The 22,748-nt window shown below is 61.1% G+C and carries 22 protein-coding genes and 5 pseudogenes; 12 read left to right on the top strand and 15 right to left on the bottom strand.

Annotation, left to right across the window (positions count from 1 at the left end; translation table 11 throughout):
• Nucleotides 1–141 precede the first annotated feature (141 nt).
• Nucleotides 142–1,068 (top strand): annotated as a pseudogene (locus tag ACR65W_RS06050) (ATP-dependent zinc metalloprotease FtsH); the annotation flags it as partial.
• Nucleotides 1,069–1,711: 643 nt separating this feature from the next.
• Here the strand turns inward: ACR65W_RS06050 and ACR65W_RS06055 are convergent.
• On the bottom strand, nucleotides 1,712–2,317 hold the full coding sequence (locus tag ACR65W_RS06055; RefSeq protein ID WP_434500913.1) for a recombinase family protein: 606 nt from the start codon (nucleotides 2,315–2,317) through the stop codon (nucleotides 1,712–1,714).
• Nucleotides 2,317–3,420 (bottom strand): protein adenylyltransferase Fic, encoded by a 1,104-nt coding sequence (gene fic, locus ACR65W_RS06060; RefSeq protein WP_434500914.1) that lies wholly within the window; start codon nucleotides 3,418–3,420, stop codon nucleotides 2,317–2,319. Before fic ends, ACR65W_RS06055 begins: the two co-directional genes overlap by 1 nt.
• A 120-nt stretch (nucleotides 3,421–3,540) precedes the next feature.
• Here fic and ACR65W_RS06065 point away from each other — a divergent pair.
• Nucleotides 3,541–3,720, top strand: a pseudogene (locus ACR65W_RS06065) (type II toxin-antitoxin system Phd/YefM family antitoxin); the annotation flags it as partial.
• Nucleotides 3,717–4,147: pseudogene (locus tag ACR65W_RS06070) on the top strand (plasmid maintenance toxin (PemK-like)). The pseudogenes ACR65W_RS06065 and ACR65W_RS06070, both read left to right, overlap by 4 nt.
• Before the next feature lie 62 nt (nucleotides 4,148–4,209).
• Here ACR65W_RS06070 and ACR65W_RS06075 read toward each other — a convergent pair.
• The 4 genes and pseudogenes from ACR65W_RS06075 to ACR65W_RS06090 form a co-directional block, all read right to left on the bottom strand.
• The gene (locus tag ACR65W_RS06075; protein WP_434500915.1) at nucleotides 4,210–5,817 is read right to left on the bottom strand and encodes a DUF2786 domain-containing protein; all 1,608 of its coding nucleotides are present in this window, start codon (nucleotides 5,815–5,817) and stop codon (nucleotides 4,210–4,212) included.
• Nucleotides 5,818–6,161: 344 nt separating this feature from the next.
• Nucleotides 6,162–6,876: pseudogene (locus ACR65W_RS06080) on the bottom strand (tyrosine-type recombinase/integrase); the annotation flags it as partial.
• A 352-nt stretch (nucleotides 6,877–7,228) separates the two neighbouring features.
• On the bottom strand, nucleotides 7,229–7,549 hold the full coding sequence (merP, locus tag ACR65W_RS06085; RefSeq protein ID WP_434500916.1) for a mercury resistance system periplasmic binding protein MerP: 321 nt from the start codon (nucleotides 7,547–7,549) through the stop codon (nucleotides 7,229–7,231).
• Between the two features lie 12 nt (nucleotides 7,550–7,561).
• Nucleotides 7,562–7,807, bottom strand: a complete 246-nt coding sequence (locus ACR65W_RS06090; RefSeq protein WP_434500917.1) for a mercuric transporter MerT family protein — start codon at nucleotides 7,805–7,807, stop codon at nucleotides 7,562–7,564.
• A gap of 677 nt (nucleotides 7,808–8,484) precedes the next feature.
• Here ACR65W_RS06090 and ACR65W_RS06095 point away from each other — a divergent pair.
• From ACR65W_RS06095 to ACR65W_RS06115, 5 genes are all read left to right on the top strand, one after another.
• Complete coding sequence (locus tag ACR65W_RS06095; protein WP_434500918.1) at nucleotides 8,485–8,871, top strand: single-stranded DNA-binding protein; 387 nt, start codon at nucleotides 8,485–8,487, stop codon at nucleotides 8,869–8,871.
• Between the two features lie 451 nt (nucleotides 8,872–9,322).
• On the top strand, nucleotides 9,323–10,072 hold the full coding sequence (locus ACR65W_RS06100) for a ParA family protein (RefSeq protein WP_434500919.1): 750 nt from the start codon (nucleotides 9,323–9,325) through the stop codon (nucleotides 10,070–10,072).
• Nucleotides 10,069–11,127, top strand: a complete 1,059-nt coding sequence (locus ACR65W_RS06105; RefSeq protein ID WP_434500920.1) for a ParB/RepB/Spo0J family partition protein — start codon at nucleotides 10,069–10,071, stop codon at nucleotides 11,125–11,127. Before ACR65W_RS06100 ends, ACR65W_RS06105 begins: the two co-directional genes overlap by 4 nt.
• Nucleotides 11,128–11,486: 359 nt before the next feature.
• Nucleotides 11,487–12,005 (top strand): plasmid mobilization protein, encoded by a 519-nt coding sequence (locus ACR65W_RS06110; protein WP_434500921.1) that lies wholly within the window; start codon nucleotides 11,487–11,489, stop codon nucleotides 12,003–12,005.
• Complete coding sequence (locus ACR65W_RS06115) at nucleotides 12,005–13,048, top strand: relaxase/mobilization nuclease domain-containing protein (RefSeq protein ID WP_434500922.1); 1,044 nt, start codon at nucleotides 12,005–12,007, stop codon at nucleotides 13,046–13,048. Before ACR65W_RS06110 ends, ACR65W_RS06115 begins: the two co-directional genes overlap by 1 nt.
• Before the next feature lie 18 nt (nucleotides 13,049–13,066).
• On the opposite strand, the gene ACR65W_RS06120 is transcribed toward ACR65W_RS06115, so the two are convergent.
• Entirely contained in the window at nucleotides 13,067–13,735 is a 669-nt protein-coding gene (locus tag ACR65W_RS06120) for an ArsR/SmtB family transcription factor (protein ID WP_434500923.1), read from the bottom strand.
• A gap of 110 nt (nucleotides 13,736–13,845) precedes the next feature.
• Here ACR65W_RS06120 and ACR65W_RS06125 point away from each other — a divergent pair, with 110 nt between their 5' ends.
• The 3 genes from ACR65W_RS06125 (at nucleotide 13,846) to ACR65W_RS06135 (ending at nucleotide 16,793) form a co-directional block, all read left to right on the top strand.
• Nucleotides 13,846–14,586: an MBL fold metallo-hydrolase gene (locus ACR65W_RS06125; protein ID WP_434500924.1), complete on the top strand. Its 741-nt coding sequence runs from the start codon at nucleotides 13,846–13,848 to the stop codon at nucleotides 14,584–14,586.
• Nucleotides 14,583–15,857: an MFS transporter gene (locus ACR65W_RS06130; protein ID WP_434500926.1), complete on the top strand. Its 1,275-nt coding sequence runs from the start codon at nucleotides 14,583–14,585 to the stop codon at nucleotides 15,855–15,857. The genes ACR65W_RS06125 and ACR65W_RS06130 overlap by 4 nt, the downstream gene beginning before the upstream one ends.
• A 69-nt stretch (nucleotides 15,858–15,926) precedes the next feature.
• Nucleotides 15,927–16,793 (top strand): class I SAM-dependent methyltransferase, encoded by an 867-nt coding sequence (locus tag ACR65W_RS06135; RefSeq protein WP_434500928.1) that lies wholly within the window; start codon nucleotides 15,927–15,929, stop codon nucleotides 16,791–16,793.
• Here ACR65W_RS06135 and ACR65W_RS06140 read toward each other — a convergent pair.
• Nucleotides 16,787–17,227: pseudogene (locus ACR65W_RS06140) on the bottom strand (IS5 family transposase); the annotation flags it as partial. The gene ACR65W_RS06135 and the pseudogene ACR65W_RS06140 overlap by 7 nt on opposite strands.
• Nucleotides 17,179–17,547, bottom strand: a complete 369-nt coding sequence (locus ACR65W_RS06145) for a transposase (protein WP_434500929.1) — start codon at nucleotides 17,545–17,547, stop codon at nucleotides 17,179–17,181. The gene ACR65W_RS06145 and the pseudogene ACR65W_RS06140, both read right to left, overlap by 49 nt.
• A 142-nt stretch (nucleotides 17,548–17,689) precedes the next feature.
• On the opposite strand from ACR65W_RS06145, the gene ACR65W_RS06150 reads away from it, so the two are divergent.
• The gene (locus ACR65W_RS06150; RefSeq protein ID WP_434500949.1) at nucleotides 17,690–17,956 is read left to right on the top strand and encodes a methyltransferase domain-containing protein; all 267 of its coding nucleotides are present in this window, start codon (nucleotides 17,690–17,692) and stop codon (nucleotides 17,954–17,956) included.
• A gap of 5 nt (nucleotides 17,957–17,961) precedes the next feature.
• Here ACR65W_RS06150 and ACR65W_RS06155 read toward each other — a convergent pair whose 3' ends face one another.
• From ACR65W_RS06155 to ACR65W_RS06180, 6 genes are all read right to left on the bottom strand, one after another.
• Nucleotides 17,962–18,660, bottom strand: a complete 699-nt coding sequence (locus ACR65W_RS06155) for a DUF2182 domain-containing protein (RefSeq protein WP_434502395.1) — start codon at nucleotides 18,658–18,660, stop codon at nucleotides 17,962–17,964.
• Nucleotides 18,661–18,807: 147 nt separating this feature from the next.
• The gene (locus tag ACR65W_RS06160; RefSeq protein WP_434500931.1) at nucleotides 18,808–19,440 is read right to left on the bottom strand and encodes a DUF1326 domain-containing protein; all 633 of its coding nucleotides are present in this window, start codon (nucleotides 19,438–19,440) and stop codon (nucleotides 18,808–18,810) included.
• Between the two features lie 124 nt (nucleotides 19,441–19,564).
• Entirely contained in the window at nucleotides 19,565–19,993 is a 429-nt protein-coding gene (locus ACR65W_RS06165; protein ID WP_434500932.1) for a hypothetical protein, read from the bottom strand.
• Nucleotides 19,994–20,129: 136 nt separating this feature from the next.
• Nucleotides 20,130–20,612 (bottom strand): RES family NAD+ phosphorylase, encoded by a 483-nt coding sequence (locus ACR65W_RS06170; RefSeq protein WP_434500933.1) that lies wholly within the window; start codon nucleotides 20,610–20,612, stop codon nucleotides 20,130–20,132.
• A 47-nt stretch (nucleotides 20,613–20,659) separates the two neighbouring features.
• Nucleotides 20,660–21,022 (bottom strand): DUF2384 domain-containing protein, encoded by a 363-nt coding sequence (locus tag ACR65W_RS06175; RefSeq protein WP_434500934.1) that lies wholly within the window; start codon nucleotides 21,020–21,022, stop codon nucleotides 20,660–20,662.
• Between the two features lie 64 nt (nucleotides 21,023–21,086).
• Entirely contained in the window at nucleotides 21,087–21,899 is an 813-nt protein-coding gene (locus tag ACR65W_RS06180; RefSeq protein ID WP_434500935.1) for an LPD7 domain-containing protein, read from the bottom strand.
• Nucleotides 21,900–22,748: the final 849 nt, after the last annotated feature.

Below are 22,748 nucleotides of genomic sequence, written 5' to 3' on the forward strand. Positions count from 1 at the left end.
GCCGTAGTCCCCCCGGTGCTCCCGCACCATCCGAACCGCGCGATCCCGAACCTCAGGTGAAAAGCTCTTCGACGTCTTCTTCGTTTCCATGGCCCCAATCTCTCAAGAGTTGGAGCCTCCGGCAAACCCGGGGCGGTTCAGTTGCGCGCCGGCAGGTTCGATCGCCAGGTTTCGGTCGACCGGCCCGACAAGAATGGTCGCGTCGCGATTCTCAATGTGCATTTGAAGAAAATCAAACTCGCCGCGAATGTCGACCCGGCCCAGATCTCCGCATTGACGCCCGGCTTCACGGGCGCTGATCTCGCCAATCTCGTCAATGAAGCGGCGATGCTGGCCACGCGCCGCCAGGCGTCATCCGTGTCCCTTGATGATTTCACCGCCGCTGTCGAGCGCGTCGTCGCCGGTCCGGAAAAGCGCAAGCGCCTGCTCAATCCGCGCGAGCGCCAGATCGTTGCGTATCATGAGATGGGCCACGCGATCGTCGCCATGGCTCTGCCGGACACCGACCCGATCAAGAAGGTTTCGATCATTCCAAGAGGGATGGGCGCGCTCGGCTATACGATGCAAATGCCGACCGAGGACCGCTATCTGATGACCCGCACGGAATTGCTGAATCGCATGACCGTGTTGCTCGGCGGACGGGCGGCGGAGATGGCGGTCTTTCGAGAGGCGACCACAGGCGCCACCGACGATCTCCAGCGCGCGACCGAAATGGCGCGCGCTATGGTCACGCGATACGGCATGGAGCCGGAAATCGGGCAGGCCTCCTTCGTCGCCGAGCGCCTACGCTATCTGGACTTGCCGGGGCTTGGCCCCTTGCAGTCCGAAGCCAGCGACGAGACCAACGCGAAAATCGACGCCGCCATCCGCAAGCTCGTCGATCAGGCGTTCGATCGCGCGACCGCCATATTGCAGAACTGCGCGAGAGTCCACAAGGACTCGGCGCAGCGTCTGCTCGACAAGGAAACCTTCGGCGAGGACGATCTGGCTCCGATACGAGCCGCAGTTACGCAATGCGTCGCTGGTCCGTCGAAGACGACAGCGGGCGCTGGCGCGGAAACTTCGTGAGAAGAGTCGAATTTTCGCTGTTCCGCAATCGTCCGTGGAACTCTTGACGCAAGGGACGAGCCGATCGCTCTGAAATTTGGAGCTTATGGGCGTTGATTTGCATGGGCTCGTCCTTGCGCCTTCGCAAGTCGCCCATCGCCGGCGGGCGCATTGTCGGTATACGCCTCCCCACCGGTTTCGTTTACTGGATCAATTGAATCCAGACCTTACTGCACTGCTCCAACAAATGGACAGGATTGCGTTATGCGAGCCCCCGGCTAGCACTTAAGGGCCTATTCAAATTACGTGACGCAGCCCTGTAGCCAGGGGGCGCCACAAACCCGAAGGGGCGGCGCTCGTTGCAGCAACCGCACGAGTTCTCCATCTTGACACAAAGCAGAAATCATATGGAACTTCATTCGTTCGAATGTTCCGAATCCCTAGGCAACGCCATCGGTGACCGCCGCAAGCCGCTCGCTCGCTACGGCGCTATCAAAAGCGCGCGTCGCGAGCGGTTTGCTCACTTCCAGCTACACCATCAATGGGGACACGACCCGGGCTTGGCAGGGTTGCAGCGAAGACTTCCAGTAAATGATGGCGTTTGCTGTCAAAATCTTATTGGGATTGTGCGCCTTCGGGATGGCCATCCTTGGTGTCTCCGACCTCAAGTCGCTCGCGGACCCTGGCAAGAACGATCCCTCTCCCGGGTACCTGCGCATTCTTTGACGATCGGCAGCCAGTGTTCGGCGGTTCGGTTGACCCGCGCGAAATAAGTTTGGGCTTTCGCGTCGGCAATTTGCTTGATAGCGTCGCGATCGTCGGCGCGCAGTTTGGGATTGCCGCCGACGCGCCCGCGTCTCTTGGCGGCGCGCAGCCCGTCCTTGGTGCGTTCCTGAATCAGCTCCAGCTCCGCGACGGCGCCGAGCACCCGCGAGGCGAAGCGGCCTTGCGGCGTCGTCATGTTGATCGGATCGGCGAGCGATTTGAAATGCGCGCCCTTGGCGTCCAGTTCGGCGATGACCGAAAGCAGATGCGACAAGGAGCGTGCCAGCCGGTCGAGTTTGGCCACCGCCAGCACGTCGCCGCGCCGCACGCGCGCCAGAGCCCTGGCCAGCCCCGGCCGCGACGCCTTTGCGCTCGACATATGCTCGCGAAAAATCTCGGCGCAGCCGGCGGCTTTCAAGACATCGACCTGCGCGTCAGTCGCCTGGTCCTCGGTTGAAACGCGGGCATAGCCGATCATCCGCCCTTTGACGGTCGAACCCGTCATCAGGAGGCGCCTTCTGTTGTGCTGCGGTCGGAGAGCAGCGTCAGCAGAGCAGGGTTCGTGTAGATTTTCTCCCTGCCTGCTTCGATTTCGCAGAGGATGCCGAGGGCCGTGAGGGCTTTCAGATAAACGGAGGCGGATTGGCGCTTGGCGATGCCGGCGCCGACCAGATCGGCGATCCGGCAATAGGGATTGACGAATATGATCTCGGCCAATTCGCGAGAATAGATCTTCGGCAGTTCGCGCCGGATTTGTTCGGCTGTCCCGTCAAGGAGGTTACGGATCGCCCAGATTTTAGCGGCCGACCATGTCGCAGTTTCGCGTATGGCGGCGAGCATGAACAAAATCCATGGCTCCCACGCGCCGTCCGTCGTGACGGCGAGCAGGCCATCGTAGTAAGCCTTCTTGTTATCAATGATATAGCGGCTCAAATAGAGGACGGGAATGTCGAGCAGGCCCTGTTCGACGAGGAACAGCAGATTGAGAACCCGGCCCGTGCGGCCGTTGCCGTCTGTGAACGGATGGATCGCTTCGAACTGGTAGTGCAGGATGGCGAGTCGGATCAGCGGATCGACGCCGTCATCCGCATGGATGTAGCGCTCCCAATTGGCGAGCTTGTCGCGGAGCAGTTCGGCGCCCTCGGGCGGAGTGTAAACCACTCGGCCGGTCGCCTCGTTCATCAGCGCAGTGCCCGGGGTTGCGCGGATATCGAGGTCCACCCCTTTAATGGTCCGACAGATCTCGATGGCGCTCCGCGTCGAAAGCGGCTGGCCCTTCAGACTCTTGAAGCCCTGATAAAGCGCCGTGCGGTAGCGTAGCGCCTCCTTGGTCGCGGGATCGACGCCGGCTTCGGGCCGGTTGGCGAAGCGGAATAGCCGGTCCGCGGTCGTGACGATGTTTTCGATCTCGGAGCTTGCCTGCGCTTCGAGGAGGGGGATCGAATTGATCAGAACCGACGGGTTCGGGATAAGTTGGCCGGAGATCTTGACCTCCGCCAGCGCCGCGCGGGCCTCGACGCAGGCCTTAAGAACGGCCTTGGTCTCGACGTCCTGGCTCGGTGGCAACCCGGGAAGATCATTGTAGGGGCGGGCAGGGTCGAAAGACATGTCGCTGAAGCCTGTGTCGATCGATAGATTGCCCCACAGATGTCGATGAGATCGACAAATTCCGGAAACGTGTCGATAATTCTGTATTATATCGACATGTAAGCGCCCGTGCAACCCGATCGTCCGCGCACCGTGCTCATGGCCTATGAAGATTACGTCCGCCTATCGAAGCGCGATCGCCGGGTCGAACGTACTGTAGATCTAAGCGAAGCCGACATTCAGACCGTCGAGCAAACGCGCATGGCGCCGGGGTTTGAAGCTCTGAACGCAGAGCTCGATCCGCCGTTGTCTGGAAGATGATCCCGACGGAAATCAAAATCGGTCATGTGTTCCGTTACGCCTACCTCTGGGATCGGCAGAGCCGGGAAGGAAGAGAAGAAGGCGACAAAGACCGGCCTTGCTTGGTGTTGGCGATTGTCGCGATCGAAGAAGATGGCGCTTGAGTGGTTCGCGTTCTTCCGATTACCCACGCGCCGGCCGCGGATCCGACTGAGCCGATAGAGATACCACCGAGAGTCAAGCAAAGGCTGGGGCTTGATGACGAACCGTCGTGGATCGTGCTGAGCGAGAGTAATCGGTTCACCTGGCCCGGCCCCGATCTACGGCCGCCGCTTGAAACCGCCGACGGATATTATGGTCCGTTGCCCCCAGCTCTGTTGACGCCGTGAGGCGCGGCTTCGTGGCTTTAGCTCGAAGCGGAGGTCATGCCAGTGTGCCGCGCAGCTGACGAGTGGCGGGCGACGCATTCGTCCTCGCTCGGGTGAGATCGCCGTGTCGCACGGTCGCGGATCAAGCCGCCTCGACGCCCCGTCGCGGCTCGAATTTCCGGCCGGCTGCGCGGCCTGCGTGGTAGGCGTCCGGCGCCACGCTGCGCTTGCGGTTTTGTGACTTGGCATGGAAGGACAGCCCAAGTTTTTCCAGTTCGTCCTCGATAACGGAGGCTTTCATGGGAACGAGATCGCGGCCCGTCGAAAGCCTGTTGGCGGCGTCGCGCTCGACTTTTAGGCTCTTCAGCTTGTCGCCGATTCCATGCGCGAGCCCGATTTGGAAGGAACGCGTCGATACACGACGCGCGCTGGAAGCAATAGTCATATCCTCGTTCTTGAAGCGCGCCGTTTCGGTCGCGAAGGTCACGACAATCAAGTCGTAAAGGTAATGCGCCGCCTCGACATCCGCCGGCAGGCCGAAAAACACGTAACGAATTGCGCCGCTCACTCCCGTCTCCATCCACATTTTACAATCGCAGAACAGAGCGATCGTCGGTATGCATTCGTCGATTGGCGCCCGCCGTTGTCGGCCGGTGTCGACGCCAACGCCCTCGCAGGCCTGATCGCGCATTTCGACTTCGCCGAGCGACAACCCGTAGCGATCGAGCAGTTCCGCGACTTTCTTGGCGGAGGCCAGCGCCTCCTGTTCGGTGCAGCCCTGCTCGACGGTTTTGGCGCGCAGCGCCTGGATGCGTTGTAGAACCCGCGCGAGCTCCGCGTCGCCGGGGCCCTTGTCGGCGGTCGCACGCCGCGACGCCATCACGCGGCGGCGTAACTCGTCGAACAGCGCGCGTGCTTCTCTTGGCAGATAATTTTCCGCGATGGCGCGATCAATTTCCGCGGCCATCGATTCAAACGATCGATCCTCGTCGCCTGAGCCTGCCGCGGCGCGGCGATCGAGAGTCTCCATCATGATGAAGCTGATGCGCGAAAAAGCTTCGGCGAAATCGCCGCGGCCGTGCTGGCGTGAGATGGCGTTCCGCGTCAACGCCTGAAACAAATGCCGCGCGGCGGCCAGTTTGCGCGCCTCGCGGATCAATGCGGCCTCGGGCTCATCGCCTTTCTTCGTAGCTGCGAATGCGAAGGCAAGGCGATCGAGATCATCGTATTCTTCTTCCTCGGCGACCTCCGCGAGCTCTTCGAGCAGATCCTCGGGGAAAAGATTCAGGCCTTCGATCCGTAAGCCGTCATGGCGCATGACATGCCGATAGACGGCGGCGGCGCAACGACGCGGATTGGACATTCCCGCGCCCGGCCGCACGAAGGTGAGGCCTTCGGCGAGCGCGCCAGCATCGAGCGGCGTCAACGGTCCGAGCGCGACGAACCGGCCGTCAGGCAGCGGCGCGAGCCAAGTCGCGACATAGGCGCCCAGGACGGCGTCGGGAATGTCTTCGTCGAATAGGGACAGGTTTTCCCCACTGGCCATATCCTTCACGCTGAGCATTTTCGGTGTGACGCGGGATTTCAACTGAATGAGATAAAAGCTCGCCCGGCCCAGGGCATCCAGGGCCGCGCGTCCCCCCTCATCGGCGTCCGCGCGTCGCTGGCGGACAAAGCGTTCGATCGGCGCGGCGCCGAGCAGCGCAGGCGTGAATAGCGCCAGATAGCCCGCGAGCGCAAAAGCCTCCATGAGAAGTATGACGCTGGAGGGAGCGTTGGGATCGAGGTTCTTTTTGGAAAGCCAGTGCCGCGCGGTTTCCTCTACTTTTGTTGGGGAAACGTTCGCGACGGCGTCAAGGCAAAATTCATCGATTCGCTGCGCGAGAAGCGCATTTTCGCTTTCCGGGGCGCAACCGCCTCTATGAGATGCAGGTCGTCTCGCTTCTTGCCGGCGCGCCATTTCGTATCTCTCCCGCTTCGATTCGCCTTGAACAGACTATCAGCGCGGCGCGGTTTGAAGACGCCCAGGCCGCGTCTTCCACTGGGATTTTGCGCCGGAATCCCCAAACCAACAGCGCGTGATTTCGCGTTACAGCCCCCCGCCTTGGTGAGATTGACTTTGAAGCGGTCGCGCTTCCGCTGGTAGCGGCGGGTCATTTCGGCGCTGGCGCGACCAAGATGCTTTTGCACATGGGCTTCCTCGATCTGGGCGGAGGAGGCGAGGCCGGCGCGCAACGAATGGCCGGCGAAGGCCAGCTTTCTCTCGCCTTCTGACAGATCGTCGCCAATGCCGGCGGCCAGGGTGGTCTTTTGCACCAGCCGCGCCACATGCTTGTCGGTGAGGCGCTCGGCGGTGACGCCGGCGCTGTTGCGCGCAACGCGGCGAAACAGAGGGCCGTGACTGACTCGACTGAGGCGCAGCCAGGTCTCGAGCAGGACGGCGGGGCAGGTGAGGGGGAAGCCGCGGCCATTTTCGACCTCGCGCCAGCCGGTCTTGCCATTGATGGTCAGCAGCAGGCCGCCGTCTTTGCTGGCGCACGAAACATCGACGCCAGTCCCTTTGCCGGGCGCTTGAAACATCGGCGGCGGCGCCGAAAATTTCGATCCAACCGGTTCCGTCTTCGGTTTGATCGGGGCCGCAATCGAGCCCGACGATTTCCGAGCGGCGCAGACCGCCGGCGAAGCCGATCGCCAGAATGGCGCGATCGCGCAGGCCGCGCAGATCCATGTGGAGCGTTGCGAGCATGGCCATGAGTTCGTCGGAGAAGATTGCCTCCTTCTGCACCGGTGGCCTGCCGTGTTTGTCACGTTGCGCTTAATTGTAAGAAAACGCCATTCGCGCCCGTTGCTGCAGCTAATTTGAGAACTTCTCGGCACAATATTATCAATTATGCTGCAATAATGATAATGCTGCGCAGGCTCGGGTGGAATGCCGAGCATGGTCAATGGCGTCGATTTCCGGAACGACTCCAGGAAGTCTCGGATTGCCATTGGCCGCCGAATTACTTGTTCGCGGGTCGCGTCGCATCAGCAGGAGATGCGCCAGCTCCATTGGCGGCGCCCAGCTTTGAAAGCCATGTTCCGTTTTGTCGTTAATAAGACGTTGGGTATTGAGCGCTTCGGTCCAATATGAGTTGACATGAGACGCGATCGCATTCCCTTCATTGTCGCTGATTGAGCCGCCCCCGCCGCCAGCGGAAGCGAAGCGCGTTCTTTTGAAAAAGAGCGCCGGCCCCTTCGGTCGCCTTGGTGAGCGCTTCGACGTTTGTTCTCGCGTCATCGTAGGTCACCACCGCTTCCTTCTTCTCATAGCTCACCTCAGCCGTTTGCACGCCTTCGACCCTGTTCAGCGCTTTCTTGACCGTGATCGGGCAGGCGGCGCAGGTCATATTGGAAACTGACAAGGTGACTGTCTTCGTCGCGGCGAAGGCCGGCGCGCTGAATGCGGCGGCCATGACGAACACTGTGGCCAGCTTCTTCATGATTGCCCTCTTTCAGTAGAACAGCGGCAGCACATAAGGGGATATGGTCGAGGCTCCGATCAACGCCGCGACGCCCCAAAACGGGGCCTTGTAAACCGACCTTACTCGTGGCGCGGCGCAGACTTCGCCCGCCTTGCAGGCTACCGCGGGGCGATAAATGCACGGCCACGCGACAAACAACGCAATGGCCGCGGCGCTCAGGAACAACGGCCGAAACGGCTCGAGCATCTTGAAATTGCCGAGCCAGGCAGCGGCCACCCAAGGCGATTAGGCCATAACCCGGCGCAACGACTCTCGTCTGAATTTCCGGAACGGCGGCGAATGGCGCCGCCGGCTGATGTCTCCCGCTTCTTCCGTTCATTTCGTACGCCTCTTTTCATCGCGTCGTCTTCAGCATCGACGGCGCAAGCCGAACGATCGTCTGTTCAGATCCTGACCGGGATCGCCGCTGTTCTGGCACTCCGCATCGTTGAGCCGCTTCGTCTATCGGCCAGCTTCGTGCGTCCCGGGATTGCGGGCGTCTGTGTTCCCCAAGATCGTTTTGCCTGGGACGCAGTACCTATACATCGCCGCACGGACCCGAGATTGTGGGCTGCCGTGAGATCGAAGCGAGCCGCTTGCCAAGGTTCACGAGGCCTGATTTCCCGACGATCGTCGCAGCGACTCTCCCGTCGCTCTCCGTTACATGCGCCCGCCTCCGGTTGCATGGCGTTTCGTCCTATGGCCGCAGTCGCCGCCCAAAACCCTGCGGCCGCCACGATTTTCCCCTTGGCGCTGTGCGCCAATTCCGCGCGGAACAAAATCGCCGCGGCCTTCGGGTCCTCCGCTCTGCTTCGGCCGCGCGCCCTTTTGGCGCTTCGGTTCGGGCGTTGCCTTCGCGGCCATCACGGACAGCCATCGCAACCGGGGCAACCGCCCCAACGATGGAGAGCAAGATGAAGACTTTCGCGGAATTCCAGATCCTCGGCCGCATCGGCAAGGTTCGTGAAGTCGGGCAAACGACGCGCGTTTCGATCTGCGCCAACTACGCCTTCAAAGACCGCAACGGCGAGACGAGAGACAAGCCCTATTGGAATGAAATCACGATCTGGAGCGAGAGTGCGCGCAAATACGTCCGCGACTATGCGAAGCCCGGCGATCTCGTTGTAGCGCGCGGCACGCTGAAGCAAGGAAGCTTCGAGAAGGACGGCGAGAAGGTCTATACTGTCGACCTCAACTGCGAGGACTTCTCGATCCTCGCCTCCGCGAAGATGGACAAGTCCGACAATGACGAGGCTGACGTGGAGCCCGAGATGATGAAGAAGACCGCAAAACGCAAGTGAATCGAAAGAGGGGCGGCGAACGCCGCCCCTTGTCCGGCTCGTATATCTTGCATGGGGGGCCGAGTTTGTCCCGGACAAACTTTTTCGGCGACGCCAAATGTTGATCTCAGATTTTTCCATGCGGTGAGGTTGAGTTTCCCTAGGGCAAACATTCCCGCTTGGGGCTGGGGTTTGTCCGGGACAAACTTTTTTTGACGCCGGGCCTTGCCTACAGAGTCCCCGGAAAGGCGACAAAGCTCATAAGTCCAGCTTGCCCGGGGTAAGGACTTCGACGCCCTGGCGGGCGCAAATGACCGCTTGCCTCCCTTACCCCCGTGAAATTTCGCAGTGGTTCTCATTCGGCGCGCCGGGGCAAAACCTCCGGCATGGGATCGATTCAAATCGACAGAGCCAGTGGGAGACAGATTGTGGCGGCCGCCAATCGTGATCGTCGCGACGACCGAGCGGCCTCATGAAGGCGCTCGTCGTGAACAATGAGAAGGGCGGCGTTGGCAAGAGCATGATCGCCGTGCATCTCGCCTGGTATTTTGCAGAGCGCGGCAAACGCGTTCTTTTCCTCGACCTCGACCCACAGAGCAATGGCACAACGACGCTTGCGGCGCACGCTGTTGGGATCGACGCCGCTGTGCTCTTTGCGCGTCCGGTCGCCATTCCACCGATGGCGAGCGCTGGCATTCGGGTCTTGGGTGGCAGCGCCGCCTTGCGCGGTATCGTCGCCGTAGACCGCAAGCTAATCGAACAATTCCGCTCCAATATTAAAGACGCGTCGCGCGCCTATGACATTGCGGTCATCGACACGCCGCCAACCTTCGGCGTGCGCAATCTCGCGGCGCTGATCGCGGGGCAGTTCGTGCTGGCGCCGATCGACCTCGACGACTACGCCATCGACGGCATTGAAACGCTGCTCAAGCACATCCTCGGCGTGAAGCAGAAATACAATTCCGACCTCGAGTTCCTCGGATTGATCCCCAATCGGCTGCAGACAACCTCGCCGCGCCAGCGGGAGAATTTGAAGAGCCTCATCCAGAGATTCGGCACGAAATACCTGTTCGACGGCGTGATCCCGCAACGCTCGTCGATTGGCGAGGCGTTGGCCGAGAAAAAGCCGGTCTGGAACTTACCGAAGACGGCGGCGCGCGAGGCCGGCCGCGAGATGCGCATCGTATTCGACAAGCTCGCGATGAAAATGGAGATGGCATGAGCTACGCTCGTAAACTCGATGATGTCGCGTTGCTGCTGGACGAGCTCGAGGGCCTCGAAGCCCCCACCTCGAGCGGCAAGCCTCTCGAAATCCCGCTTTCGTCAATCGAGGAAGACCCAGATCAGCCGCGGCGCGCTTTCGACACCGAGACGCTGGAGGAGCTTGCAGCCTCGATCCGGGAACGCGGCGTTCTTCAACCGATCGGCGTCACACGAGCGGGTCCCAACGGAATGCACCGGATCGTCTTCGGGGCGCGGCGCTTTCGGGCAGCGCGGCTGGCAGGCCGCGCCACGATGCCGGCGTTTATTCATTCGGGGGAGATCAGCGATCCCTATGACCAGATGATCGAGAATATTCAGCGGGATGACCTTTCGGGCGCGGATATCGCCGCATTCATTGCTTCCCGTCTTGCGGTCGCAGAGAAGCAAAAGGACATTGCGCTGCGGCTGGGCAAGGACAAGAGCTATATCGCCATGTATGCGGCTGTCGCGCAAATGGCGCCCGTGCTGCGGGAGCGGTTGGCGACCTCGCCGATCCGCGCCGTTTATGAATTGCATCAGATGTGGAAGAAGTATCCGCAGGCCGTCGAGGCGTTTTGCGCGCAACATGACTCGTTCACCCGCGTACAAGTGGTCGCATTGTGCGAAGGTCTGAGCGGTCTGCCGCCGCGGATTGATGATTCGCCACTGAGTGACGCACTGCATGACGCGGCCAACCCACATGACGACGAGGCCTTGCCGGGCGCGGATCGAAAGCTGAATGGCGCTTCACAGGGTGACGGAGGCGTCGAACTCAGTCGACTCGATCCATCCGGATGCGCTCATGACAAAACATGGCGCCATTCGACACGACCAGTGAGACGGGCGTCCGAAGTGGCGCTGGCGACGTTACGTGTCGAGCATGGGCAGCGTTACGGACGGCTGTTGTTGGAGTGTGGATCGAGCAAGAGCGAGGCGCACGGTCTGGTCTTCTTCGAAGACGACGGCATGGTCGACGATATGCCTCTCGCTGCGTTGCGGCTCGTGTCGCTGAAGATAGGCCTGGCCAATTCGTGACGGCGAGCCGGCCCTCGCATCGCGCGTCATGTAGCGGCTTTTCCATCCCGAAGGGACGAAGCGAAGCGGAGCGCCCGGAGGCCGAACGCGCTCATCAGATAGCGCCGTAGTGAGGCCGGAGGGTGTGGGAAAGGCGCGGGCATGAAGGGGACCGGGCTGGACGATCGCATCGATCTTCACGCCGCCCCGAACGATCCGAGGCAACTGACGAACACTGCCGCCACGCGAAGTCGGCTAATCGGAATTAAGCCATGAGACGTGAAAATGGAGCGCACCGCGTTATTCGAAGGCGAGTGCAGCATAGGCTTGCCGCCAGCCGTTTTTAAACACCTCACCCTTTGAAGGGACAAAGCAATCGCATGGCGTTTCTGGGATTTCAGATCGACGACGCGCTCGCTGAAAAATTTGCAACGATGGCGGCGACCGGAGGCGGCAAATCCGCCTTGATGCGGCGTCTCGTCGAACGAGCGGTCGGCGACGGAAGAGCGCCGGCGCGTGCGACGGTGGCGACAAGCGCGTCGCGCAAGGTGACGATCCGATTAAGCGAAAGCGAGCTGAATCTTCTGGCGACCATTTCCGCGCAGCGCGGCATGAACCGCACGCAATGGATCGCGTCTTTGGTGCGGACGCGGCTCGGTTTTCCGGTGCAGCAGACGCCTGACGAACGTCAGGCGTTACGAGCCGTGGCGCGCGAACTAAACCGCATTGGCGGCAACATCAACCAGATCGCTCATGCCGCCAATCTGAATCGACTGATTAGGCAATCGGTAAAGATCGAGGCCGAAGCGATTCGAGAGGCTTCGGCGCGTATCGAGACCGCTCTCGATGAACTACGCGTCGCGCTCAGGCGAAACGCAGATTATTGGCAGGGCCGTTGATGAGCGGCGAGGGCGACGGCGACCTTGAACTACCGCCGATCTCCTATGTCTGGCGAACGCCGGTCCGAAGGCCGAAGCGCGCGAAATGGGAAATTTCTGATCCTATCGACTCCAGCAAGCTCACGCCCGCCATGCGAGCCAAGTTGCAGCGGATCGTCGCCAAGGCGCCTGAGGTGATGGTCAAGATCACCGGCAAGACCAAGACCGTCGCTCATCTGAAATCCCATCTCGAATATATCACCCGCAACGGTGAGCTGACGGCCGAAACGGAAACCGCCGCGATGATGCATGGCAGGCAAGGTTTGCGCGACATCCAGGAGCGGTGGGCAGACGATGCGGAACTAGATGGCAGTCGGCGTCGGGACGGGCCGTTGTCTCATAACGTCATTTTGTCGATGCCGCCCGGAACCAACCCCATCGCCGTGAAAGACGCCGTCCGCGCCTTTGCGATCGAGACCTTCGGCGGCGAGCATGATTATGTCTTCGTGCAGCATCTCGATGATGAACATCCACACGTCCACCTTACTGTGCGCTCGCTCGGCTACGACGGGAGGCGGCTCAATCCTCGCAAGGCCGATCTCGCGACATGGCGCGAACAGTTTGCCGGCGAATTGAGATTGCGCGGCGTCGAGGCGGAAGCGACGCCGCGCCGCGCACGTGGCAAGGTCAGAAAAGCCGAGCGCGGCGTCGTCCACGCGATCAAACAGCGCGGAGAGCAGCCACGCGTGGAGCGGCTCGCTCGCGAGGAGATCGTAAAGGAATCGCGGAGCGGAAAACGTTCGGCGCACCCTTGGGAGGCAAAGACGCGGGAAAGGCAGGCGGATGTCAGGGAGGCCTATCGCCAACAGGCCGAGGAACTGCGGCGTTCTCAGAACGCCGCAGACCGCGAACTCGCAAAGCAAGTAGCGCAGTTCATGGCCGACATGCCCGAGGTCGAAACGAAACGCGATTACCTTCTCAAAGAGTTCGCCAAAGCGATCGGCAAGAGCGGGCAGCCGCTGCGTCGAGAAGATAAGGAAAGGGAAAAGGGACCACTTAGGTGACGCGGGCGAATGGCCCGGTCATCCATTGCACTCGGCGATTGGCAGTTTGGCGGAACGCCACTCTGGAAAACCATCCTCTAGCCGGCGCGCTTTGAAGCCGCGCGCGCGCAGGACGGCGACGGCCTCGTAAGAGAGGACGCAGAACGCGCCGCGGCAGTAGGCGACGATCTCTTGCGAAGGATTGAGTTGGGAGAGCCGCGCTTCGAGCGTGCGGAGCGGGACGTTCAGAGCACCGGGCAAATGTCCCAAGGCAAATTCATCTTCGGGCCGAACGTCGAGAATGATGACTGTTCCCGCGCGCAGCCGCTCCGCCAATTCCTCGCGGGAGATGGGCTCCAGGCCGTCGCGGTCGTCGAAATAACTACGCACGATCCGCTCGACCTCGGCCACATTACGCTCGGCGGTCCTGCGCAAAGCGGCCAAGAGATCGAGAACGCCGTCGTCGGCGAGCTGATAATAGACGAATTTCCCGTCGCGCCTTGCCCCCACTAAGCCCGCGCGCCGCATGTGCTGGAGGTGCTGCGAGGCGTTGGCGATCGACAGCCCGGTCTTCTGCGCGAGGGTCTCAACGCTGCGTTCCCCTTGGGCGAGCTGCTCTAAGAGTTCGAGCCGGTGGGCGTGCCCGAGAGCTTTCGCAACGGCGGCGAACTCAGTGAACAGCGCCTGTTTGGGACTTTGAGTTGACATGCCATTGGCCAGAATATATCAATCAATAGATTGATTGAATAACAATCCGCGCTTGTCAAGCTGGATTCCAGCTCGAAAGCCGGCGGATGGCCGAATTCGGTGAGCCTGCCATGATCCTTCGCCAGTTCCTGCACTCCGACCCCATGGCTGCTTCTTACCTCTTCGGCTGCGCGGGACGCAGCGCAGCGGCCGTCGTCGATCCCGTAGGCGACATCGACTCCTATCTTCGCATCGCCGCAGAAAGCGGCATGAACATCCGATGCGTCATCGACACCCACCTTCACGCCGATCACGTCTCGGCGGGCCGCGAATTGGCTGAGGCGGCGGGGGCGGACTACGCGCTTTTCGCCGAAGCGAATGCGGCCTTTCGCTTCCGCGGCGTCCGCGACGGCGAGGCGCTGGAACTCGGCAACGTCGTGATCGAAGTGCTGCACACGCCCGGTCATACCCCCGAACATGTCTCGCTTCTCGTCACCGATCGGGCGCGCGCCGACGAGCCATGGTTCGTGTTGACCGGCCATACGCTTATGGTGGGCGATCTCGGCCGAACCGAGCTGGCGACGAGCGCGGAAGAAGGCGCGCGCGCCTTGTTCCGTAGCGCGCAAAAACTAAAGTCTTTGCCCGATTATTTGGAGGTGTTGCCCGGAGCCTATTCCGGTTCGGTCTGCGGGCGCAGCTTGAGCGGCAAGCCGATGTCGACGATCGGCTTCGAGAAGCGCCACAACAAGGCGTTCAGAATCGACGACGAGGAGGCGTTCGTGCGCGCAATCGTCGCCGACGTCCCGCCGTCGCCGGCGCAGGCGGCGCAAATTCGCGCCATCAATTCCGGCATGCAGGCGGCTGCGGAGTGATCGCCATCAACGCCGAGTCGTCCCCCTCAGGCGCCCGGGCGGTGGTCTTGGGACTGCGCGCCAACTGGCCACAGTTCACATTGCTCGTTCTGATAAACGCCTTCGTCGGCGGCATGGTCGGCATCGAGCGCACGGTCGTGCCGCTGATCGGCGCCGAGGAATTCGGGATCGCGTCGACCACGCTGGTGGTTTCGTTCATCGTCAGCTTCGGCGTGATCAAGGCCTTGGCCAATCTGATCTCCGGACATCTCGCCGACGTGTGGGGACGCAAGCGCGTGCTGATCCTCGGGTGGCTGATGGGGGTTCCGGTTCCTTTCATGATCATGTGGGCGCCAAGCTGGGGATGGGTGATCGCCGCCAACGCGCTGCTCGGCGTCAACCAGGGCCTGGCGTGGTCGATGACCGTCATCATGAAGGTCGATCTCGTCGGGCCGAAGTCGCGGGGCCTCGCAGTCGGCCTCAACGAGTTCTCTGGCTATCTCGCCGTCGGCGTCACGGCGTTCCTTACCGGCTACCTTGCCTCGCAATACGGGCTGCGCCCGACACCGATGTATCTCGGCGTCGGCTATGCGATCGCCGGCCTGCTGCTTTCCATCTTCCTCGTGCGCGACACGCGCGATCATGTGCGTACGGAAATCGGCGATCATCCTGTCGACGCCGTCGCCATCGGCTTCTGGGAAGTGTTCGCGCTCGCTTCGTTTCGTGATCGCAATCTATTCGCCGCCTCCCAGGCCGGTCTCGTCAACAATCTCAACGACGGCATGAGCTGGGGCATTTTTCCGCTGTTCTTCGCTTCATTTGGTCTGGGCGTCGAGCGGATCGGCGTTCTCAAAGCCGTGTATCCGGCGACATGGGGCGTCTTGCAAATCGCGACCGGTCCCTTGAGCGATCGTTGGGGGCGCAAAGGCCTCATCGTCGTCGGGATGTGGGTGCAAGCGGCGGCGCTGTTTCTCACGGCGCTTACGCGCGAGTTCCATTATTGGCTGATCGGCAGCCTTCTGCTCGGACTTGGAACCGCGATGGTGTATCCGAGCCTGATTGCCGCCGTATCCGACGCTTCGCATCCCTCATGGCGGGCGCGTTCCCTCAGCGTCTATCGTTTCTGGCGCGATCTCGGCTACGCAATCGGCGCGCTCTCCGCAGGCGTCATCGCGGATCTCGCCGGCATGCCGTGGGCGATCGGGACAATCGCGGCGCTGACTTTTTGCTCCGGCCTGGTCGTGGCGCTGTTCATGCGCGGTTTTCAACCCATGCAGCGAGCCCACCTATGACGAACGACAAAATGCAGGGGGCTCCAGCGCTGCAGGATGAGCACGAGACTGCCTAAGAGGCCGGTTGAGATGAGCGATTCATACGCTCGATGGCGGGCGAGCCGCCTCGGCCGTATCACCGACGCGTTGGAGCAAGAGCTCCTCTTTGATCTTCTCGGCCCAATCGCCGGCAAGAATCTACTGGACGTGGGCTGCGGCGACGGCGCCATTGCTTCGGAGTTGGCTCGGCGCGGCGCGGTTGTAACAGGTTTGGACCCGGACCCCGTGGCAATCTCCGCCGCGTGGCGGCGGGGGGCTGAGGGCGTCCAGTTGCGGCTTGCCGAGGGGAAGGCAGAGTCGCTGCCGGTTTCGGACGCAACTTTCGACGCCGTCCTCGCTGTCGCCACCCTCTGCTTCATCCCCGACGCCCAGCGCGCCATCGCGGAAATGGTCCGCGCCTTGAGGCCAGGAGGCCGGCTTGTTATCGGCGAACTCGGGCGCTGGAGCCTGTGGGCCGCTTACCGACGCTTTCGCGCTTGGTTCGGCCATCCCACATGGCGAGCGGCAAGGTTTCGTTCGGAAACCGAACTTCGCCATCTCCTCGAGGCCGGGGGGGGTCGATGTCGTCGAGACGCGCGGCGCCGTCTTCTACCCGCCGTGCGGGGTCGCCGCGCGTCTGCTTGCCGCCGTCGATTCATGGCTCGGGAGACGAACAAGTCTCGGTGCGGCCTTCATCGCCTTAGCGGCGGCGAAGCCTGCCGAAACGCCGCAAGCAGCTATGCGCCAAAAAGAGCGCGAAATCGACACGCCGCCAACCGTCCATCACAAGGATGGCGCCGCGTCGACAATCTCCTTTGCCGAAAGTCCATTGCGCGAAGTGCGCCGCCAAAAGGGTCTGAGCTTTTACGAACGTTGGATTCTGCCGCCGCTACTCGATCTAGGCTCAGGACTCATTGACTGAGGAAGAAAGCGACGGCTGCTGCGATGCAGATGGCCGAGAAGAAAGTGTGCGCGCACCGGTCATAGCGCGTGGCGATGCGCCGCCAATCCTTGAGTTTGGCGAAGAGATTCTCGACTTTGTGGCGCTGCTTGTAGAGCGCCTTGTCGTAGTCGATCGGCGTCTTGCGATTGCGTCGGGACGGGATGCAGGGTTCTGTTCCACGTTCTTTGAGCGCGTCGCGGAAGGCGCTGCTGTCATAGCCCTTGTCGGCGATCAGCGTTTTGGCCTTGGGTAGGGCGTTGAACATCAGCCGAGCGCCCTTGTGATCGCTCATCTGGCCTTCGGTCAGCATCATGACGAGCGGCTTGCCGGCGCCGTCGCAGATGACATGGAGCTTGGAGTTCAGTCCGCCTTTCGTGCGCCCGATACAACGGGAAAGAACCCCTTTTTTAACAGGCTCGCCGCCGTGCGATGCGCTTTCAGATGCGTCGAGTCGATCATGATGCGCTCGGGTCTTGGGCCCTCGCCGGAAAGTGCGGCGAAGATGCGATCGAAGACCTTAAGCCGGCTCCAGCGGATGAAGCGATTGTAAGGCGTCTTGTGTGGCCCGTAGCCTTTGGGCGCGTCCTTCCATTGCAGGCCGTGCTTGATGACATAGACAATGCCGCTGACCACCCGTCGATCGTCGACGCGCGGCACGCCATGCGCCAGAGGAAAGAACGGCGAAATCCGCGCCATCTGGCGCGCGCTCAGCAAAAACAATTCGCTCATCACAAGGCGCCTCCGAATCAGACGCCCTTGTGAATCACGCCTCAATCAAATTTAATAGGTCCTGAGCCTAGGTATGCGGCAAGAGCAACTCGAAAAATACCGCCGCGCGGCGGTGGCCCCCGCGAGGGGTCGGGTGCTCGAGATGGGCATCAGCTCGGGACTAAACTTTCCATTTTATGGCGAACAGGTCGAAGCCGTCATCGGCCTCGATCCCTCGCCACGACTGCTTGCTATGGCGCGGCGGCGCGCCGCCGACGCCAGCGTGCGCGCCGAATTCATTCAGGGGTCAGTCTCTGCCGCCAAATGCTCAGCAAGCTCCCGACCGTATCCACACAACAAGACCCTTTACGGACATCCCCAAAGATGGCGATTGGCGGTGGCGTGTGTACTGTCACCGGTAGTTGAATAGGATAGTCAGGCGATTCCGACCGCGCGCCCCGCAATCGAGAGAGCCGCCGCGATACAGGTGAGTCCCGCTGCGCGCGCGACCAACTCGCCCCGCGGCGCAACCTTCTCCACGAGCACCAAGACCGCTAGGCCGGCGATCCAGAGCAGGTTCATAATGCCGCCGACGAAAAGCAGCGACATCAGCGCCCAGCAGCAGCCAACGCAATAAGCGCCGTGCTCGCTGCCCATCCGGATCGCGCCTAAATGTCCGGGACGCCAATGAGAGGAGAGAAAATGCGCCGGTGAGCGGCAATGCCTGAGGCAGGTCTGTTTGTACGGCGTGATCTGATAGAGTCCCGCCGCGAAGAGCATCCCCGCCGAGAGCCACGAGTTGAGCGACCACATCAGCATCGAGTGAACCAGGCCTGCCCGTTCGAGGGAAAACTGAAGCACGGTCGCGAGGACCGAGAAGGCCAGCCAGGCGATCAGATAGCCAGCAGCAAAAGCCGCCGTTGGCACAACGCCTTCTGCGAGTCGGCCGCTCTTCTGCTCGTAGCGTGTGACGCGCGCATAGAGCAGAATCATCGGCGCGGCGCTCGGCGCCATCATGGCGATCATCATCACCCACCACATCGCCACCATGATCGCCCAATAGAAGCCGGTCCACTGCTGCGGCATTGAGGCGTCGGCTGAAAAAGCGCCCGGCGAGATGGCAATGCGGGTCATTGCGCGCATGCTCATGCCAGTGCCTGCGCCCGTCATGACGTAGCACCAAGCGAGCGCGGAGATGATGATCAAGCCGCCAACGATGATCGCCCGATCACGCCGGAGTAGAGCTTCAAATGCCATTGTTTCCACCTCAGCTTTCGTCGATCAGTCGCGGATCGGACCGTGATTGTTGAGGTGAAGATGCGCAAACTGGCCGTAGCTGTTCGTCAACGTAAGCGGTATCGGTCCGCGCACGTTCGATGATGCGCTGCCGATCTCGGCGATCGAGTATTCGAAGCCATGCGGTAGGTCGATACGCACGCGATGTGGATCGCCAGTCACCGGATTGCGGATCGGCTCGCCGACGGTTTCGAAGCAGCCCTCGACGTTAATCCGCCCTTTACGCTCTTCGATGTCGACGTCGAAGTCGATCTTTGTGAAGACCGGATCATATACGGTCTCCATCGTCGATGCGAAGACATTGAACATGGTGGCAAAGGGATCCGTCTCGCCGCCGGACATCACTGTCAGCAAGGCTTTGCGTTGATCTTCGCTCGCGCCTTCATCGATGATCGGCAGACATTTGCCCTTGCCCTCGTGCACCGCGCCCGGCCACCAGAACACGAACGCAATCTTAGTGCCGTCGAGCGAGACATCGCCGAAATACCCCTTGTCGATCGCGATGGCGCCCGCGGCCTCGCAACGGCCATGAGTCGGCAAATCGTTGAACTGACAGGGGCAGGCGTAGCCGCAATTGCAATTGACGAACTCGCGCGCCTGAATCTCCCAAGGGATCATCGGTTCGTCCTCCCAATCCTACCGAATTGCAATCTGAAGGGCCGGTACCAGCCGAGATATTCTAAGCCCAGCCATCCAACTTTCCTAATCACTCACGCTCGATGACAATTGGAACAAGACGGTCTCAGCTAGAGGATTTGCTGTATTTCCAACATTTTTTGAGAGGCTTGACAAAACTCTTGCCGTCTTCAGCTGATTGAGGCGTTTCAACGCAAGACTCATCCGCCTGTGGTTGCAGCCCGCCTTCTTTCAAGCATCGTTCAACGTAGTCTCCAATTGCAACGTGCTTCTTTTCGTCCGTTAGAGGCGAATCCGCCATCGCATAGTGAGCCGACATCTGGCAATCCGTAATTAAACGTCCGAGCGCTTCATCTTTTTCTCCGCTGCCGCATGCGGATAGTAATAACGCGCTTGACATGACAACGAGGCCACATATCCGGGCTGGCTTGGGATGCATGCGACCACCCTTCCTGAATTTTTGCTCCCTGTTTTGGAGCATGGCCGAAATTACTTTAGGGTGTTGAAACACTGCTGCAAGAACTTTGCGCTGCACGAACGTCGGACATCGCGCCGTCTCGCGGCTCGAAAACTCAACCGCGCCCGACCGAGAGCACCCTGGGGGCCGCTGTCTTTTTTCAATCGGATGGCAGATCTCAAGCGAGCCGCGATTTTTTGAGTTGGAGAAAATCTCATCGTCGTCCCCACGACGATTGATCCGTAGGAAGCTCGCCGAGCGGATCGAGCGCCGCCGCACTGGCGCCACCCTCGACGTTCCAGCGCCACAGCACTAGGTTAAATCCGGCCGCCTGGACCGAGGGAACACGAATCCCGTTGATATTTTCCGCGAGCAGCTGCTCGCAAAGAGACCAGGTCAGAGGCGAACGCTTTTCGACGAACGCAACATGTTTCCAAGGCGCCCGTGACGTCGCCGCATCAACGCCGAGCGCCTTGAGGGCGCTAGTGTCAGTAAGATCCGCGATCCGTTCGCTTTTCACGTCGTAGGCGCACAGCGTTCCTGGCCGAATGCCAAGGTCTTGTTCGTATTCGGCCACCGCTGTCGAAAATTCTTCGGACATGTAAAGAGACGGCATACCGGGAGGGTTGAACCGTCCGCCATGCCTTGCAGCGCCGGCTCCGCTGAGCGGATCATGAGCCCATTTCGGCGCGAGCATGCGCCAGAAGCGGCGAGCGATGGAAATCGTCCGCACGCCCTTTACGTTCACGCGTAGGAACCCTCGCGCAGGAGATCGAGGTGGATCAGCACGGCATCGCTATGGCCAGCGGCGACCAGCTCTTCAGCCGTTTGGCCGTCGAAACCTGCCAATGGCTGATGCTTGAACCAGACAATCGCGCGGCCTTGCTCGCCGCGTAGGAGCTCGGTCGCGGTTGTAATGATGCGGGCGATGTCACCGAGGCGCTCTTGAACGACCGGCGAATCCGGATGCTGGGTAAGAGTATTGCGATGGACTTTAGCGAGGCGCGCAATCTTGGTGAGCGGTAGGTGTAGAGCCTCGCTCACACGCTGCGGCGAGATAAAGCCGCCGCGCCGGTCGGTCACCTGGTCTAGGAAGGCGCTAAGCATTGAGGATCGGCCTGTGCGTTGTATGAGCATTATATGCACATTTGACGCACTAATTCAAGGCCAGTCACCGCCAGCGGTTGCGTGCGGCAGCGCGATCCGCCTTATGGATTTTTCCGGCGGACTTCTTTGCCGACTCACGCGACTGCTTGGTTTTTCCCTCGACGATTTCCGCCCCATCGAAGCGAGCGCCGCGACGGCGATGATGCGCGATACGTTCGCGCGCCGCGTCAAGAATACGCTTGCGCGCTACGGCGTCTTTAGGGAAGGCAGCCAGCGCGACGCGCTCGATGAGAGCGAGATGGGAGCGGTCATTGCGGTCGTCCGCTCCGCCATCTGAATTCCGTTCAGTTACAGGCGAGCGCCGAGCCGGCGCTCCTGCTCTTCTCTGGTCGTGTCCGAAGGCATGCTGCTGGTCATGTTCAAATCGTCCTTGCATCTTGGCGAGCGCGGCGCGATCGAGCTCTGACGGCTCGTAGCCCTTCGCCTCGATCCCGCGCGTGGAGGCGGCAAGCCAGGCCTCCCGCCGAAATTCTAACGAGCCGGTCAGCTCGATCCTTTCCCAGCCGCGATGCGCAGCGATGGCGACGAGGTCACGGACGATTTCGACATTGGCGACGAGCGTCACCAGATGGTCGCGGCCGGCTTTTGCGATGAGATATTCGCCGTCGCGATCGGCGTATATTTTTGCCTCCGCCGCATCGACCTCTACGACGTAATATTTGCGGCGCAAATGTTCGGGCAGAAAATCGAATTCCGCTGCGCCGCTCGATCCTGAATCCGAGAGCCGATCGGTTGCGTGTTTCCGCCGATCGTCGTCGTCTTGCGCCGTTCGCTTCAACTCGAAGGCGCGGCCGTCGTCTTTGTTCTTCTCAGCCACGGCTCATCTCCTGGGTTCGCTTGCGCCGCTGGCCACGTCCAGACGCGCCCTTGGCGCGAGACGCCCACCATGATGCCGATACTCGGCTGTTCCTCCGACATCGTCTTTTGGACCAGGGCGCACGCCTTTCCATTGGACGTCGCCGCGCACTGGGTTTCCCACGCGCCATATTTTGAGATTTCAGGCTGCTGCGCGCGCGTGGCGCTCATTGAAAAATGAGCAAACGCGAGACAAGCAAAAACTCTAGCCAATGATTTTCTACTACATCGCATTCGAGCGCCTTGTAACGATCGCTTCGATTGCAAGTCGATGCGTTTAGGCCCACTTCTAGAGCTCGGGCGAGGATCGTTTCGCTTTCGCCGATCAGGCAGATCGCCGATGTTCTCGGCGCGCTCTTGTCCTCCAGCTGCTCTCAGGGCTGGCTTTCGTTAGATGAGCCGCGCAATTGCAGCATCATTCGCCGCCAAGCTCATTTCGCTGCGGGGCGCCATGTCATTCGTCTCAGCCCCATTGAGCGGACTTGTATAGTCGCTTCCTGTCAGTTCGATGCGAGAGTCCACGAGACCCCACATGCCCTGACGCTCCGACGATTCGAATTCGCTTCGATGTCTTCGCACTTCGCTCTCCGTTAATCGCGCCCGCCGCCGTTTGCATGGCGTTTCGTCCTATGGCCGCAGTCGTCGCCCAAAACCCTGCGGCCGCGACGATTTTCCCCTTGGCGCTTAAGCGCCAATTCCTCGCGAACCAAAATCGCCGCGGCCTTCGGGTCCTCCGCTCTGCTCCGGCCTCGCGCCTTTCCAGCGCTCCGGTTATGGCGTCGCCTTTTGCGGCCATCACGGACAGCCATCG

Source organism: Methylocystis sp. (genome assembly GCF_051062815.1).
Lineage (GTDB): Bacteria > Pseudomonadota > Alphaproteobacteria > Rhizobiales > Beijerinckiaceae > Methylocystis.

Bases quoted from the DNA above. Each gene is read 5' to 3' on its own strand.
- ACR65W_RS06055 (WP_434500913.1), bottom strand. From the start codon at position 2,317: ATGACGGGTTCGACCGTCAAAGGGCGGATGATCGGCTATGCCCGCGTT.
- fic (WP_434500914.1), bottom strand. From the start codon at position 3,420: ATGTCTTTCGACCCTGCCCGCCCCTACAATGATCTTCCCGGGTTGCCA.
- ACR65W_RS06075 (WP_434500915.1), bottom strand. From the start codon at position 5,817: ATGGAGGCTTTTGCGCTCGCGGGCTATCTGGCGCTATTCACGCCTGCG.
- merP (WP_434500916.1), bottom strand. From the start codon at position 7,549: ATGAAGAAGCTGGCCACAGTGTTCGTCATGGCCGCCGCATTCAGCGCG.
- ACR65W_RS06095 (WP_434500918.1), top strand. From the start codon at position 8,485: ATGAAGACTTTCGCGGAATTCCAGATCCTCGGCCGCATCGGCAAGGTT.
- ACR65W_RS06100 (WP_434500919.1), top strand. From the start codon at position 9,323: ATGAAGGCGCTCGTCGTGAACAATGAGAAGGGCGGCGTTGGCAAGAGC.
- ACR65W_RS06105 (WP_434500920.1), top strand. From the start codon at position 10,069: ATGAGCTACGCTCGTAAACTCGATGATGTCGCGTTGCTGCTGGACGAG.
- ACR65W_RS06110 (WP_434500921.1), top strand. From the start codon at position 11,487: ATGGCGTTTCTGGGATTTCAGATCGACGACGCGCTCGCTGAAAAATTT.
- ACR65W_RS06115 (WP_434500922.1), top strand. From the start codon at position 12,005: ATGAGCGGCGAGGGCGACGGCGACCTTGAACTACCGCCGATCTCCTAT.
- ACR65W_RS06120 (WP_434500923.1), bottom strand. From the start codon at position 13,735: ATGTCAACTCAAAGTCCCAAACAGGCGCTGTTCACTGAGTTCGCCGCC.
- ACR65W_RS06125 (WP_434500924.1), top strand. From the start codon at position 13,846: ATGATCCTTCGCCAGTTCCTGCACTCCGACCCCATGGCTGCTTCTTAC.
- ACR65W_RS06135 (WP_434500928.1), top strand. From the start codon at position 15,927: ATGAGCGATTCATACGCTCGATGGCGGGCGAGCCGCCTCGGCCGTATC.
- ACR65W_RS06145 (WP_434500929.1), bottom strand. From the start codon at position 17,547: ATGAGCGAATTGTTTTTGCTGAGCGCGCGCCAGATGGCGCGGATTTCG.
- ACR65W_RS06150 (WP_434500949.1), top strand. From the start codon at position 17,690: ATGGGCATCAGCTCGGGACTAAACTTTCCATTTTATGGCGAACAGGTC.
- ACR65W_RS06155 (WP_434502395.1), bottom strand. From the start codon at position 18,660: ATGACCCGCATTGCCATCTCGCCGGGCGCTTTTTCAGCCGACGCCTCA.
- ACR65W_RS06160 (WP_434500931.1), bottom strand. From the start codon at position 19,440: ATGATCCCTTGGGAGATTCAGGCGCGCGAGTTCGTCAATTGCAATTGC.
- ACR65W_RS06170 (WP_434500933.1), bottom strand. From the start codon at position 20,612: ATGCTCGCGCCGAAATGGGCTCATGATCCGCTCAGCGGAGCCGGCGCT.
- ACR65W_RS06175 (WP_434500934.1), bottom strand. From the start codon at position 21,022: ATGCTTAGCGCCTTCCTAGACCAGGTGACCGACCGGCGCGGCGGCTTT.